Annotated in this window: 16 protein-coding genes, 1 tRNA gene and 1 other annotated feature (1 of these 18 only partly in view); of the genes, 4 read left to right on the forward strand and 13 right to left on the reverse strand. The window is 47.6% G+C overall.

The genetic code is table 11. The annotated features are described in order from the left end of the window. Nucleotides 1-109, forward strand: a binding site (T-box leader); it begins 152 nt to the left of the window's first position. Between the two features lie 142 nt (nucleotides 110-251). The 3 genes from ASJ33_RS05415 (at nucleotide 252) to ASJ33_RS05425 (ending at nucleotide 3,696) form a co-directional block, all read left to right on the forward strand. Continuing rightward, entirely contained in the window at nucleotides 252-1,619 is a 1,368-nt protein-coding gene (locus ASJ33_RS05415) for a TrpB-like pyridoxal phosphate-dependent enzyme (protein ID WP_012882177.1), read from the forward strand. Nucleotides 1,620-1,738: 119 nt separating this feature from the next. Beyond that, nucleotides 1,739-2,554 carry a S1C family serine protease gene (locus ASJ33_RS05420; RefSeq protein WP_023652434.1) on the forward strand — a complete coding sequence of 272 codons (816 nt, stop codon included), beginning with the start codon at nucleotides 1,739-1,741 and terminating at the stop codon, nucleotides 2,552-2,554. 8 nt (nucleotides 2,555-2,562) lie between these two features. Beyond that, nucleotides 2,563-3,696: a S1C family serine protease gene (locus ASJ33_RS05425; protein WP_041331744.1), complete on the forward strand. Its 1,134-nt coding sequence runs from the start codon at nucleotides 2,563-2,565 to the stop codon at nucleotides 3,694-3,696. 12 nt (nucleotides 3,697-3,708) lie between these two features. Here the strand turns inward: ASJ33_RS05425 and ileS are convergent, their stop codons facing one another. The 10 genes from ileS to rpsF form a co-directional block, all read right to left on the reverse strand. Next, entirely contained in the window at nucleotides 3,709-6,753 is a 3,045-nt protein-coding gene (gene ileS / locus ASJ33_RS05430; RefSeq protein ID WP_041330998.1) for an isoleucine--tRNA ligase, read from the reverse strand. Nucleotides 6,754-7,053: 300 nt separating this feature from the next. Next, nucleotides 7,054-7,734 (reverse strand): RNA-binding cell elongation regulator Jag/EloR, encoded by a 681-nt coding sequence (gene jag, locus ASJ33_RS05435; protein ID WP_041330999.1) that lies wholly within the window; start codon nucleotides 7,732-7,734, stop codon nucleotides 7,054-7,056. Further along, nucleotides 7,646-8,593, reverse strand: coding sequence for a YidC/Oxa1 family membrane protein insertase (locus tag ASJ33_RS05440; protein ID WP_023652440.1), 948 nt, complete (start codon nucleotides 8,591-8,593; stop codon nucleotides 7,646-7,648). Before ASJ33_RS05440 ends, jag begins: the two co-directional genes overlap by 89 nt. A gap of 11 nt (nucleotides 8,594-8,604) precedes the next feature. Continuing rightward, nucleotides 8,605-9,720 carry a PQQ-binding-like beta-propeller repeat protein gene (locus tag ASJ33_RS05445; protein ID WP_041331001.1) on the reverse strand — a complete coding sequence of 372 codons (1,116 nt, stop codon included), beginning with the start codon at nucleotides 9,718-9,720 and terminating at the stop codon, nucleotides 8,605-8,607. A 9-nt stretch (nucleotides 9,721-9,729) separates the two neighbouring features. Further along, nucleotides 9,730-9,942, reverse strand: a complete 213-nt coding sequence (gene yidD, locus ASJ33_RS05450) for a membrane protein insertion efficiency factor YidD (RefSeq protein ID WP_012984367.1) — start codon at nucleotides 9,940-9,942, stop codon at nucleotides 9,730-9,732. Next, the gene (gene rnpA, locus ASJ33_RS05455; protein ID WP_023652442.1) at nucleotides 9,914-10,276 is read right to left on the reverse strand and encodes a ribonuclease P protein component; all 363 of its coding nucleotides are present in this window, start codon (nucleotides 10,274-10,276) and stop codon (nucleotides 9,914-9,916) included. Before rnpA ends, yidD begins: the two co-directional genes overlap by 29 nt. A gap of 59 nt (nucleotides 10,277-10,335) precedes the next feature. Next, complete coding sequence (rpmH, locus tag ASJ33_RS05460; protein WP_049765550.1) at nucleotides 10,336-10,437, reverse strand: 50S ribosomal protein L34; 102 nt, start codon at nucleotides 10,435-10,437, stop codon at nucleotides 10,336-10,338. A gap of 73 nt (nucleotides 10,438-10,510) precedes the next feature. Next, nucleotides 10,511-10,954: a 30S ribosomal protein S18 gene (gene rpsR / locus ASJ33_RS08630; protein WP_012882186.1), complete on the reverse strand. Its 444-nt coding sequence runs from the start codon at nucleotides 10,952-10,954 to the stop codon at nucleotides 10,511-10,513. A gap of 34 nt (nucleotides 10,955-10,988) precedes the next feature. Next, nucleotides 10,989-11,396: a single-stranded DNA-binding protein gene (locus ASJ33_RS05470; RefSeq protein ID WP_012882187.1), complete on the reverse strand. Its 408-nt coding sequence runs from the start codon at nucleotides 11,394-11,396 to the stop codon at nucleotides 10,989-10,991. A gap of 47 nt (nucleotides 11,397-11,443) precedes the next feature. Then, on the reverse strand, nucleotides 11,444-11,773 hold the full coding sequence (gene rpsF / locus ASJ33_RS05475; RefSeq protein ID WP_012882188.1) for a 30S ribosomal protein S6: 330 nt from the start codon (nucleotides 11,771-11,773) through the stop codon (nucleotides 11,444-11,446). Nucleotides 11,774-11,936: 163 nt separating this feature from the next. On the opposite strand from rpsF, the gene ASJ33_RS05480 reads away from it, so the two are divergent. Beyond that, nucleotides 11,937-12,013 (forward strand) — tRNA-Asp (locus ASJ33_RS05480). Here the strand turns inward: ASJ33_RS05480 and ASJ33_RS08670 are convergent. From ASJ33_RS08670 to ASJ33_RS05505, 3 genes are all read right to left on the reverse strand, one after another. Further along, the gene (locus tag ASJ33_RS08670; protein WP_420480769.1) at nucleotides 11,972-13,543 is read right to left on the reverse strand and encodes a recombinase family protein; all 1,572 of its coding nucleotides are present in this window, start codon (nucleotides 13,541-13,543) and stop codon (nucleotides 11,972-11,974) included. The genes ASJ33_RS05480 and ASJ33_RS08670 overlap by 42 nt on opposite strands. Nucleotides 13,544-13,565: 22 nt before the next feature. Then, nucleotides 13,566-14,171 carry an NYN domain-containing protein gene (locus ASJ33_RS05500; protein ID WP_052465195.1) on the reverse strand — a complete coding sequence of 202 codons (606 nt, stop codon included), beginning with the start codon at nucleotides 14,169-14,171 and terminating at the stop codon, nucleotides 13,566-13,568. Nucleotides 14,172-14,405: 234 nt separating this feature from the next. Next, nucleotides 14,406-14,747: a hypothetical protein gene (locus ASJ33_RS05505; protein WP_041331002.1), complete on the reverse strand. Its 342-nt coding sequence runs from the start codon at nucleotides 14,745-14,747 to the stop codon at nucleotides 14,406-14,408. Nucleotides 14,748-14,750 lie beyond the last annotated feature (3 nt).

Consider the following 14,750-nt stretch of genomic DNA (forward strand, 5'->3'; position numbering starts at 1 on the left):
ATATCCCAAGGCATATTGGGTCAGCCCAGAGTGCCTGTTTGAGATGACCGGCATTTCATAATCCGGTTAATTAGGGTGGTACCGCGGAAGTAAACCTTCTGCCCCTTTCAGGGCAGAGGGTTTTTTATTATCCCGCCCGCACAGGCCTAATATAGCAAAGGAAGCTCAAAACATGCCTGGCTTACCTGCGCAGGAAATAAATGCTAAACCAAGGCTAAACTGGGACTAAAATAATGTCAAGGAGAACAGAAATGGTTCAAACCAAGTTTATACTGCAAGAAAAGGACATGCCCCAGGTCTGGTACAATATCCAGCCTGATTTGCCCGTACCGCTGCCTCCCGTTCTGCATCCGGGTACCGGCCAACCGGTGACTCCAGCTGATATGGAAGCCATATTTCCCATGAGCCTTATTATGCAGGAATTCAGCCCCGAAAGGCATATCGCCATACCTGAAGAACTGCTGGAAATATATAAAATCTGGCGGCCAACTCCCCTTTACCGTGCCCACAGGCTGGAAAAAGCTTTGCAGACCCCGGCTAAAATCTTTTACAAACTGGAAGATGTCAGCCCGGCCGGTTCTCATAAACCCAACACCGCTCTGGCTCAGGCTTATTATAATAAAAAAGCCGGCATAAAAAGGATTGCCACCGAGACCGGCGCCGGACAGTGGGGTTCTTCGCTGGCTATGGCCTGCAAATTCTTTGATATAGAGTGCAAGGTCTACATGGTAAAGGTCAGCTACAATATGAAACCCTACCGCCGCATTATGATGGAAACCTGGGGTGCCTCTGTCGTACCCAGCCCCAGCCCTGATACCAAGATAGGCCGTGAAATACTTGAACGTGACCCTGAATGCCCCGGCAGCCTGGGTATTGCTATAAGCGAAGCCGTGGAAGACGCCGTAACCCATCCCGGCACCAAGTATGCTTTGGGGAGTGTACTTAACCACGTTCTGCTGCATCAGACTATTATCGGTCAGGAAGCCAAAAAACAGATGGCTATGGCTGACTGCTACCCGGATATCGTGATTGGCTGCGTAGGCGGCGGCTCTAACTTCGGCGGTATAGCCCTGCCTTTTGTAGAAGACAAATTGAACGGCACTCACAAGAATACCCGAATTCTGGCTGTTGAACCCGCCAGCTGCCCTTCTCTGACCAAAGGTCTGGATGCTTATGACTTCGGAGACGAAGCCGGTATGACACCCATGATGAAAATGTTTACCTTGGGTCACCGGTTCATGCCCCCTCCGGTACATGCCGGCGGTTTGCGCTATCATGGTATGTCACCCTTACTGTCTCACCTCAGCCGCCTGAAGCTGATTGAGGCCACAGCTGTTAACCAGGTAGAAACCTTTGAAGCTGGCATGCAGTTTGCCCAAACCGAAGGCTTCATAAGCGCACCTGAAACCAATCACGCCATTAGGGCGACCATTGATGAAGCTTTGAAATGCCGTGAAACCGGCGAAGCCAAAACCATACTCTTCTGCCACAGCGGCCATGGCCATGTGGACATGGCTTCTTATGACCTATATCTGCGCGGTAAGTTGAGCAATTATGAATATCCTGCAGAACTGGTAAAAGAGGCTCAGAAGGGTTTACCCAAAGTAAACGTCAAGTAATATTTCTGTCTAAACGTTTTTTTGGAGGGAGGGGCTTTTAGCCCCTCCCTCTTTTTATCAATAATTTCTACACAATTTCCTGCTATAATGAGCACAATAACTCCTTACAGGAAGATGCTATGAAAAAAATTTTCAATAATTTCTTCGGGCTGTTTATTTCAATCAGTCTGGTACTATCCATGCTTCTGGCACAGGGCTGCGACATACTTCAGGATTTCAACAATTCCCCTGAAGATAACACCCAAAACCAGACTAATGAACAAAATTTGCCGGACTACAGCGATGAATTTGGGAGTGTACAAAGTCCAGTTAATTTCGTAAATGCAGTAAAAGCGGTAAAACCCTCGGTAGTAGCTATAAATGTAGAGCTGGTCACCCGTGATATATTTGGGAGGACAGTAGTAGAACAGGCTGCCGGCTCCGGCTGGATTATAGATTCAAACGGGATTATCGTAACTAATAACCACGTGGTGGAGGACGCCACCAGCATAACAGTAACCCTGGATGACGGGCGCACCTTTAACTCGGTAGCGGTACGCACTTACCCGGCCAACGACCTGGCGGTGATAAAGATAGATGCCACCAATCTGCCCGCAGTCAAGCTGGGTGATGCATCTAAACTGGCGGTAGGAGAACCGGTGGCCGCCATAGGTAATGCACTGGGTATGGGTATTTCCATGACCGGCGGCTGGATAAGCCGGCTAAATACCACTGTTCAGTTTAGCGATACCGAAAGCCTGACCGGGCTTATAGAAACCGATGCCGCTATAAATCCGGGTAACTCCGGCGGTCCGCTGGTTAACTATTTGGGTGAAGTGATAGGCATAACCAGTGCTAAAATACAGGAGATAGGAGTGGAGGGTATTGGCTATGCTATCAGCCTTTACATAGCTTTGCCCATTATCAATAACCTTATCTCCCAGCTGCCTGCTTGAGAAAAACCATGAAAAAGAACCAAAAATTGCTAAGCCTGTTTCTAAGCATACTGCTTGCTGCTACCGTCTTTACGGGTGGGGGCTGCGATTACTTGTCCCAGCCTATAAACTCTGACAATACGAACGATACCAATAACACTTCCCTCCCTATTGACACAGACTGGACTTTCCCCACTCCCCAGCAGAATCTGCCGAAACTCGCAAACTACGCCATGGTGGTTGCGATGGTGAAACCGGCAGTAGTTGCAATAGATGTGAAGTATACCACCCAGGACATATTCGGACGACAGACTATCTCTGTAGTTTCGGGTTCGGGTTTCATAATAGACCCCAACGGCTACATTATTACCAACAACCACGTAGTTGAAGGCGGAAGCACTGTCACCGTCACCCTTTCAGACGGCCGTACCTTTACCGCCAGCCAGGTGGTAACAGACTCACGCACAGACCTGGCGGTAATCAAAGTGGATACACTGGGTGAAGACCTGCCGTTTGTATATATAGGTGATTCGTCAGCTTTGGAAGTAGGCGAACCGGTGGCGGCTATCGGCAATGCCCTGGGGCTGGGGATAACCATGAAAGGCGGCTGGATAAGCCGGCTGGATGCCCAGATAACCGTTGACCAAAGTGTCACCCTGTACGGGCTGATAGGTACAGATGTAGCCATAAACGAAGGCAATTCCGGCGGCCCGCTGGTAAATATGGCAGGTGAGGTTATCGGCATTACCTCTGCCAAAATAGCTGAAGTGGGGGTGGAAGGGGTAGGCTACGCTATAAATATAAACTCCGCCCGCACCTTTATTGAAGAACTTGTTAACAAAGGCTATATTACCCGTCCTTTTATGGGAGTGGCCGGCATACTGACCGTAGACAATTCAATCCAGTCATACTTCAGGCTGGGCATAGACAGAGGGGTGCTTATCCGGGGTGTATCTGAAGGTGGACCTGCCGAAAAAGCAGGGCTAATGGCAAATGATGTTATTCTGGCCATAAACGGCCAGCCAGTGCTGACTGATGAAGAACTGATACTGGCTATCCACGGCAAAAAGGTAGGAGATAAAATAGAGGTCAGCTATTTCCGGGACGGAGTAACCACTACTGTCACTCTGACACTGACAGAGACCCCGCCGCCGGAAAGCTAGTTTTTTAGTTTTTTAGCGTGCCACCCACAGGCTTAGGGAGTGGCCATCAATATCCAGACTTTCAGCATACGCCCCTTCGGGGGCGTTTCCATTTATAAGCCGGCTGGAAAGTGTTTCTTTCTTTATATATTCGCTATGCATCTGGATAACACTATCCAGATATTCATCAGCCTGATAATAAGTATTTATATAATCTGCAATCTCAAATCCGGCAGATTTCCGCATGGTCTGCAAACGGTGGACAATCTCGCGGGCAGTGCCTTCTGCCAGTAGTTCGGGTGAAAGCCCGGTATAGACCGCTACTGTATAAGCCCCCTCGGTACTGGCGGCATAGTTTTTCTCCGGTATAACTGTGCCCGGCTCTTCCACTGCCAAAGCCTTTACATTCAGCTCTTCCAGCACTTGTTCGGCCAGACGCATAAGTCCTGTTCTTTCACTAGCGGAAGCCAGTACCACCCGTACCTCAGCCAATGGCTGGCGAACTTTGAGAGCCGCTTTGCTTCGGGCAGAACGCCCCATACTGGAAACCCTCATTACCAGCCGTATTTCGTTATCCAATTGTTCGTCTATAAGCACTGTGTCCGCCACCGGAAAATCCGTCAGGTGGACACTTTCCAAAGCAGACGGGTCTGCTGAAAGCACCAGGTTCTGGTAGAGTTCTTCGGCTACGAACGGGGTAAAGGGAGCCAGCAGCCTGGAAAGGGTAACCAGACAGGTATACAAAGCCTGATAGGCTGAAAGTTTGTCGGCATCATTTTCGCTCTTCCAGAAACGGCGGCGGCTGCGGCGGACATACCAGTTGGAAAGGTATCCCACAAAATCTTCAATCCGCCGTCCGGCCTGAGTGGGGTCATAATTATCCAGCCCCTTATCCACATCCAGCACCAGCTGGTTAAGCTCGGATAAAATCCACCTGTCCAGTTCGGGCACTTCGCCTTCCAGATACTTTTCCGAAGGGGTAAAGCTATCTATATTGGCGTAGGTAACGAAAAATGAATATACGTTCCAGAGCATCAGCAGGAACTGGCGGGTTACCTCGCCCACCAGTTTTTCGGAAAAGCGTCTGGCATTTCCGGGAGGAGCCGCGGTATAGAAATACCAGCGGACAGCGTCTGCTCCGTATTTATCCAGCACCGTAGCCGGCTGAATAACATTATTTCTGGACTTGCTCATTTTTTCGCCGCGCTCATCCAGTATATGCCCCAAACAGATTACATTCTGATAACAGGGGCGGTTGAATATCAGGGTAGAAATAGCATGCAAACTGTAAAACCAGCCGCGTGTTTGGTCTACAGCCTCACAGATATAGTCAGCAGGGAAACGCCCGTCTTTGGCAATAGACCTGCTTTCGGGCTCAAAGGGGTAATGGTACTGGGCAACCGGCATAGCCCCGGAGTCATACCAGCAGTCCATAACCTCGGTAACCCGTTTCATATTCCCGCCGCATTTATCACAGTCATAAATCCACTCGTCTACATATGGGCGGTGGATATCCAGTTTTTCCTGCATGCCTTTAAAATTCGGCTTGGCTTTGAGTTCGTCAATCCCGCCGACACACTCCGTCCGGCCGCACTTTTCACACCGCCAGATGGGTACAGGCGTTCCCCAGTAACGCTCGCGGGAAAAAGCCCAGTCAATATTATTTTCCAGCCAGTCTCCAAAACGGCCGTCTTTTATATGTTCGGGATACCAGTTTATCTGCTGGTTGCCCTTTATCAGTTCGTCTCTGACCGCGGTAGTCCGTATGTACCAGCTTTGCTTGGCATAATAAATAAGCGGGGAATCACACCGCCAGCAGAACGGATAGGTATGGTGCATACGTTCATTACGGAACATCAGCCCACGCTCTTTAAGGTTGCGGGAGATATCCTTGTCCGCTTCTTTAACGAATTTGCCGGCAAACGGGTAACTGCCGGTTATCCTGCCCTGCAAATCCACGTGGTGGACAAATTTTAGCCCGTACTTCACCCCGGATTCATAGTCCAGTTCACCATAAGCCGGAGCAGTATGGACTATACCCGTGCCATCATCCATGGATACATAGCTGGTGGTTATTACCGGATAAAGCAGTTCTTCAGAAACACCTGTCTCAGAGTTATCCTTCATATTTCTTACAGGAATACCGAATTCCCGCGGGTCAAACAGCGGCTTATAAAAAAGCCCACTAAGGTCACTGCCCAGGCATTCCCCCGCTACGGGATTTTCTGCCAGTTTAAGGGCTGACAGACGTGGTTTGGCCAGTATCATATAGTAGTCCGTCATATCCAGTATGACATACTGGTCCGCAGCGGATACCGCCAGCGCGGTATTGGCGGGTAAAGTCCAGGGGGTAGTAGTCCAGGCCAGCAGGTAAAGCGGTTTGTCAGCCGGGTAAGCCCATTTCTTTGCCAAACCTGCCTTAGCCAGACTTTCTTTGGCTATTTCAAATTTCACAAATACGGAAGGGTCTTCGGTATTATCCTTATATCCCTGCGCCACCTCATGAGAGCTTAGCGAAGTGCCGCAGCGCGGGCAATGTGGGGTAACCCTATGCCCCTGATACACTAGTCCCTTGTCCCACATTTGCTTAAGCGCCCACCAGCCGCTCTCTATATAATTGTTATCCATAGTTATATAGGCATTGTCCAGATCCACCCAGTAGGCAATCCGTTCGGTCAGCTTGTTCCATTCGGACACATATTTAAAAACGCTGGAACGGCAACGGGCATTAAACTCAGCAATGCCGTACTTTTCAATATCATTTTTGCTAGTAAATCCCAGTTCTTTTTCCACCTCAAGCTCAACCGGCAAACCATGGGTATCCCAGCCGCCAATCCTGGGGGCATAATAACCCTTCATAACCTTGTAGCGGGGTATGACGTCCTTAAAAACCCGTGAAAGAACATGGTGAATACCCGGACGTCCGTTGGCAGTGGGCGGCCCTTCGTACAGGGTAAAACGCTTGCCGTCACGGCGGTTTTCAATGCTCTTTTTGAATACGCCCTTGTCCTGCCAAAGTTTCAGGATATCTTCTTCCATCTGGGGGAAGTTTTGTCTGGGATTCACAGCCTTAAACATTCATCACCTCTTAAAAAAGAAAATCCCGTCCTTATCAGGGACGGGACTATAAGCCCGCGGTACCACCCCGCTTCCCCCGCTTTAAAGCAGAGGCTCTCATAAGGGCACTAACATGCCCCGCTTATGATAACGGGTAGCGAACCCGGCCAGGTCTACTTAGCCGAAAGGCTTTTCGGCTGGCGGCTCAGGAGTGATTTTCGGGATAACCGCGGGAAGGTCTGCTTTCACCGTACCAGACTCGCTGCTGCACCGCAGATAACCTACTCTTCTCCGTCAAGGCCTTTTGTAAGGTTTATTGTACTATTCTTTTAAGACTACCACAACTTTTCTTGATTCACCAAAGCCAACGCTCTGGGTAGTCACTTCGTCATCATCAGCTAATGCCAGATGAATAATCCGCCGTTCATAAGCAGGCATAGGCTCAAGTGAAAAAGGCATACGCCGCAATTTTACCTGTTCGGCTGTTCTCCAAGCCAAAACCTGAAGGGAACTTAGGCGGCGTTGCCGGTAACCATTTACGTCAACTACCACCGGTTCAAATCTGCCCAACTGGTGGGAAAGCATCAGCCTCACCACTTGCTGCAAACTTATGAGAGTCTGACCCTTGCGTCCTATCAGGATACCCAAGTCTTCGCCCACAATGTTCAAAACAGTACTCGGCTGTGATTCCTCATCGGTAACCATCTTTTCAGGCAGGATATCTACATAGGCTTCGATATCCATCTTGTCCAGTAGGGTTTCCAGAATATTTTGTGCTAGATCGCCTGCATCCATCTGGTTGCCCGGCGCAATATCATCATCGTATTCATTTTCAATAAGATGCAGGCAGACCCTTGCATCTTCCCCGCGCAGACCCAGTAACCCATGCCTGCCTTCAGACAGAACCTCTACCTCAACTTCGTCTCGGCTTACGTTTAGCTGATTTAGCCCCAGTTTTATTGCTTCCTCCACCGTCTTGGCGCTCGTCTCGACCTTTTTCATCTATACTACCTTCCATCTGCTTACCTTTGGCCGAAGAATCAATCAACTGACCAGACGGAGTTGCAGTTCTTTTTTCAGTTTTATATGTGTTTCCCGACCGTACCTGCCGGCCGCCGCGGAAATAGGAAATGACTTTTTCGGCCATAGGTTCAAGCTGTCCCCAACCAGTAATGAAATACTGCATTATGATACCCACTATGGCAGAAACGAACCAGTAGAAAGCCAGACCACTGGGGAAAGAGAGCGAGAAGAAGAAGAACATGAACGGCATCATGAAACTCATCATCTGCCCCTGAGCTGCCTGCTGCTGATTAATAGCTTTGGGGGTAGACATTTTCTGCTGGACATACATGCTTACACCCACCAGCAAAGCCAAGGCAAAGTCCGGAAGGGAAAGATCCATCCAGAGGAAATGATTGCTGAGCGGCAGGGTTTGGTAAACTACCGGCCATGAATAAAGATGATCAGCCAGATTCATAAAGTCTTCGGGAGTAACAGCCAATACTCTCACAATAGCCTGATACAAGGCTATCCAGATAGGAAACTGAATGAGCATGGGAACCAGACAACCGGTAGGTGAAACACCGGACTCTTTGTAGAGCTTCATTTGCTCTTCGGCCAGTTTCTGGCGGTCATTACCGTGCTTTTTCTTCAAAGCTTCCATATGTACGGTAATTTCCTGCATCTTCTTGGTGGCCGTAAGCTGTTTTCGGTTAAGCGGCCAGAGTGCCAGCCTTATAACCACAGTCAGCACAATAACTGTCAGCCCGAAACTTCCCCATAAATTGTGGGAAAGCCAGACCATGCCGTTTATCATCGGCGAAAGTATTACTAAATCCCAAATAGCACCAATATCCAACGACTACCTCGCTAACTTACTACAAAAGTCCAGATTATAGTACGGCTCTCCGGATTTATAGCATATACAGTTTCATCTTCCTGAGTATGTATGTATACAACTTCACCTGACACCGTAACCGGTGCTATCACTTTCAAGGCAAGGTCGGTAACAGCCTTCATTTCCATTGTATTTACATTTATGGAAAAAATCTTGCCGGTCTTAGTGGCCACAATCACATTGTCACCCAGCAGCGCCGGAGAGGAAGCAACCTCGTCAGTCATATCAATGACTTTAATCTGGGAACCAGTCAAAGCATCCAGTACATAGGTGTTGCCGTCCAGATTGGGGGCAAAAACTTTGCCGTCAGCCACAACCGGGGTTGCCCAGAACCAGTTGGGTGATTCAAAGACCCATTTCTGGCTGCCGTCTTCCAAATCCAGAGCGTACAGATTGCGGTCAAAACAGCCCACATAAACAACGCCGTTATCCACTACCGGGGCGCTGGCAAAGGGGCTTTGGGTTTCAAACGTCCAAACAGGGCTGCCTGTGTTGATATCCAAGGCATATACCTTTTTATCAAAACCGGGTACTATAACTAAATCTCCATCAACCACCGGAGAAGCCCAAATCTTGGCACCGGTCTGATATTCCCAAACCTTCTGACCGTCTGCCTTGCTCAGGGCATAAACAACACCATTAGTGTCTGCAAAAAAGATTTTATCTCCGTTAGGGGCAATACCGCTGACAATAGCGGATAGTGACCCTGTTCCGGGGTAAACCCACTTCAGACTGCCATCAGCCTGATTATAAGCATAAACTTTGCCGCCGTAGGTAGAAATATAGATAACACCGTCCGAGACTACCGGAGTACCATATATACCCACTGTAGTAACAGCACCAGCACAGCCGCCGCCGTTGGTGGTAGTCTCCAGAGTCACCTGATAACGAGGAGTGCTGGCATCTTTATTAAGGGCTATAAGTTTACCAGTCATAGAACCAAATATGGCATCATTATCAGAGACAAGCACGCCTGACCAACCCAAAGGCTTCTGACTGGCACCCATACAGCCGCTTAAAACGGCCAAAATGCCGATAAGGCTGAACAGCAAAACAATTTTTTTGGATATGCGATTGGTTTTGAACAATTTTCCGTCCTATTCTGGCACTGGGTCGTAGCCACCCTTGTTCAAGGGGTGACAGCGGCTAAGCCGTTTCACACCCAACCAAATTCCCTTAAAAATTCCGAATCTTTCGATAGCTTCGTAGGTATACTGTGAACAAGTGGGAATAAACCTGCATGAGGAGGGTGCAGTTTTAGAGTAGGTATTCTGGTATAATCTAATCAGTTTTAAAGCTAGTTTTTTCATCTGTTTTTGATAGTATCTGCGCCTTGCCAAGCAAGTGCTTAACTACCCTCTCCATTTCGGCACATTTTACTGTAGCCGCTTTTGCCCTAGCTATAAATACTATGTCCCAGCCCTGTCTGAGTGCGATAGTCCGCAGGCTTTCCCGCAATATCCGCTTTGCCCTATTACGCTCTACTGCTCCGCCTACTTTTTTGCTTACAATGAAGCCTACCCGGCTAAATTCAAGGTTATTAGGCAACGCCTTCATCACAGCCAGCTGCCCAATATAAGTTCCGTCACCGGCAAGCACCCGGGAATATTCTTCCCGCTTGGTAAGCCTGTTTGAGTATTTCATTGTAAATAGTGTAACCATACTCCGGATGGATAATCAACCCGGAGTACAGCTGTTACACTCTAGACTACAATCAGTTTCTTGCGCCCCTTAGCCCGGCGGGCGCTGAGTACACCGCGTCCTCCGCGGGTGCTCATCCTTGACAGAAAACCATGAACCCTCATGCGGGGGATACGTTTCGGTTGATATGTCCTCTTAGGCACATTAACTCCTTAAATGGCAAGTAATAATTTACTATTATGCAGACTCCGCAGACTCAGAAGCTTCCGCTGCAGGAGCAGCCTCAGCCTTTACTTCGGGTACCGCAACTTCGGCCTTGGTCTCTACTTTAGGCTCAACCTTGGGTTCAGCCATTTTAGGTTCGGGCCTCAGCTCACGCATAGGCGAAAAAGTAGCCACATTTCCCTGGCGGCGTACATGCTCAGAAACAAAGGGCATCAGGGCTATAAAACGAGCCCGTTTAATGGCATTAGCCAAAGCCCTCTGGTGCCGGGCACAGGTACCGGTGCGGCGGCGGGGTTCAATTTTGCCGCGGTCAGATATATATCTGGCCAGTTTAGCCGAATCCTTGTAATCAATACGGCTAACCTTCTCAGCGCAGAAAGAACATATCTTGCGCTTGGGGGTATAGCGGCCGCGCCCACCCCTGGCTGGTCTGTTAGGTCTGTCCTGGATACTCACTCAATCAAACTCCTATCAAGAGATTTAATATTCACTAAAACGGAATGTCTTCCGGTTCTAATTCACCACCGCCATTGTCATCATCACGGGCATCCATCCCGGTACCTGCACTGGCTTTCTCAAGGAAGGTAACCCTGGAAGCAATTACCTCGGTACGGTAATGTTTCAGATTATCCTGCCCTTCCCAGCTTCGGGTGCGAAGCCGTCCTTCCACGTACACCAGCCGCCCTTTGGAAAGGAACTGGTTGCACTGTTCAGCCAGCTTGTTCCAAGCAACTACCGTAAACCATTCAGTTTCCTGTTTGCGTTCACCCTCGGGGGTATTATAAACCCAGTTGGTAGCAACTTTAAAGGAGGTAACAGGATGCCCGCTGGGGGTATACCGCATCTCCGGCTCACCGCCAACATTGCCAATTATCATAACCTTATTCAAACTCACCATCTCTCGCGTCTCCTCTCTGGCAAAATGCCCGGCAGCATTAACAGATATTATTCTTCGTCCATATTAATGGCCATATGTCGAATAACCTGCTCTGAAATACGCAGGTCAGAGTTTATCTTGCGTATGGAAGAAGGCTTAGCCTTCATCTTGATAAACACGTAATAACCTTCGCCGTATCTGCCGATAAGATAAGCCAGCTTGCGTTTACCCCAGTGGTTCACCTCGGTAAAGCTGCCTTCTTTTTCAGCTATGGTTTTGCTAATGCCTTCCAGAATGGCCTCAACCTTTTCCTTGGGGGTGTCAGTGGTTAAAATAACCACCAGTTCGTAATCACGCAGGTTTTCAACTCTGGATTTAAGTAGTTCGCTTGCGGCCATGTTTTCCTCTCTAAGTTAAAGGCAATATATTCCCTTAAAAAATCTGACGGTCATTATAGCATATAGCGAAGAAGCAAACAATATTGACCGGAATGAACCTACCCGACCATCAAATCATATTTGACAGATTGCGTCAAATACTCTAAACTGTTTTCCGCTTCTAGGCCCCATGGTGTAGCGGTCTAACATGCCACCCTGTCACGGTGGAGATCGGGGGTTCGAATCCCCCTGGGGTCGCCAATTACAGCCTACTTTCTGTTCCTCTACAGCAAAATATTTTATCCGAGCTGTAGTTTCATCAAGTTCTATCCGGTCTATAAACTCAGGCAGGATAGCCTTTAATTTCTCAGGTGAAGCGGCAAACATATCAATATATTTTGCCCGAATGCCCTCAATCATTGAGTCAGTTATGTCAGGCAATAACAAATCAATCTCACGCTGGCGGTCTATTTCTGCCAGCTGAAGATATAATTTATTTTTTAAATCAGACCTTTCTTCTATCGGTTGAGTTAAATTTTCAGGATTCACCCCAGAGGCTATCGCTTCAAAAAATCTTTTTAGCTCAAGTTCTACCTTATTTATTTTAATGAGAAGGTCTTTTCTTTCCCGGTCATCTTCCTGCTTATTTTTCTGGTTCTCTCTTGCGAAATATTCAAGCCCAGCCCTTATTCTTTTACTGGTAAAGGCATGGGTTTTCAGATTATCCAAAATAAATTTTTCTACTGTTTCTTTTTTAACATTTCGGCATGGGGAAATCTTGGCGCCTAATTTTCTTTTGGCACTGCATACATAATAATTGAGGCTGGCATTTGTATTACCTGTATATAACGCCTGGTGTGCTTTGCACCATAGCAGACCGGTCAATAAATAAGTTCTCTTGCTGTTCTGCGCCCTGCCCTGTATATGAGGCCGTTTACGTTCCAAAACTGCCTGAACATTATCAAACAGTTCAGGACTGATAATGGCTTCATGGGCATTTTCTTTTCTTATTATATCTTCGGGTTTGGTGTTGGCCCTTCGCCGGGTCTTCCCATCTACCTGTTTCATAACATTGTAGATTCTTTCACCGAGATATGCCCGGTTACGTAAAAGCGACACAAGGCTGCTGGGGCTGGTAACAACCCCGGTGGCCTTTATTATTTCCGGCCCGGATGAACCATTGGCACACATTTCAAAGGCTTTTTTAACCCGCGGCGCATAATCCGGGTCTATCTCCCAGCCTGTTCTCATTATGGGTTCACCATTTGGTTTAAGCCCTGCAACCTTGCGTACATTCCGATATCCAGTGGCCGCTTTTCCCCCGGTAGAATACCCTGCCATAGCTATTTGCTTAAGACCTCTCAAAGTATCTTCTGATACTTGGGAAACATACAGCTCGTCAGCAGCCGCTAAGACAGTTTCCATGAACATAGCAGAAGCACCCTCAAATTCAGGCTCATGCATGGCTACAAAGCGGATAGAATGGCGTCTGAAGATGCGTGAATAGGCAAGCCTGTGTTCTACGGAGCGGAACAAGCGGTTTGACCGCCAGCAGAGAATTATGTCAAATGGTTTCGGATTGGTAGAGGATTTAATAATCTCAATCATGTGCCGGAATGAAGGGCGGTCATCTGTACGACCGGAGAAACCGGCGTCTGTAAATACTTCTGCTACTTCCCAGCCTTTATCAGCTGCGAATTTACGGCACTCGTCTATCTGGCCGTTGATGGGTACTTCTTCTTCAGCCTGCCCTTCAGTACTGACACGGGCATAAATTGCGATTCTAGTCATACGATAATCTCAGCGTAAATACTCACGTCCTATAATCTCTATTATCAGCTATAGACTGGTAATCTATATAATTTAACCAATGACACCATACCTTATCACCTGGAATATCTAGCCGAATATTAGTAGTTCTGCTTTTCCAAGACGCTACTTTTATTCTGCACTTTGAATTACATTTACTTCTAACATACTCTAATGCTGGGCGCAAGTCAGTATCAAGGGACGCAATTATCCCGATATCATATCCGCCATCTATTGCGAATGATACGAAATCAATAGCTATAGCCACATCAACACCCTTTTGTTGAGCCTTACTGGAAGGCCAGTCTGATAAATATCTTAGAGGCCTCGCTATTACACAAGCCCCGCTTTTCTCCCAAGCAGAACACTGTCTCATATGTGCGGCATAAGCAAAAGGCTCTTTATTGGGGTCAGGGCGTCCGGTGTATATTCTTACTTGATGCAAAATTGGTTTAACAGGTATAGGAGTTTGTAAACAGAGCAGTTTCCCGAGTGCAATTGGGTCAAATTGCCCCGGAACATGAGATTCTTCATCTGGGAAAAAGGCACGTCTAGCACTGTTATAAAAATTCTGGGCATCTACAAATAAAACTAACCGCTCTGCATCCATCAAACCCCCTATAAAAACGAACCTCGCCAATTCACCCTGTTTCCAGAGGGAATAGCGAGGAAGATTCAACTATTAGTATACCATACACCTCTAACCAGTTCTACGGCATTCACAGCCATTCCCAGCAATTAAAAGCCATTATACAGGCAATAATATCCGATTACGAATTTGTAAACCCTGATATCTCACTTACTCTCTAGTTTTCAGTGGATACCCTGGCGTAGATAGCTACTTTTACCATGCTCTAGCCGTAACCATTTTCCACACTTTGAATCCTAATAAAAGTACCGGTATGGCAAAGTATATCAACCAATCTGTCGGAGTTGATAGCATCCCATTTAATAATAGTCCCCCACCTATCCATCCCATCAGATAAGTAATCCCCACAAATTGTAAATGTTCAACAGTGGCAAGAGTGAATATGGCACTAAGTGCTATCCCAAATAATGTATATAACTGAAGAACATATGCAGGGAAATCTGGATTTTCTTCTATAAAACTTAATCCAGCAGCATAGATTGCACCAGTAAAGATACCACCTATTACTTCAGAAAAAACATCTCTACAACTGTTCATAAC

Origin of the sequence: Dehalococcoides mccartyi (genome assembly GCF_001889305.1) — a bacterium.
GTDB lineage: Bacteria > Chloroflexota > Dehalococcoidia > Dehalococcoidales > Dehalococcoidaceae > Dehalococcoides > Dehalococcoides mccartyi_A.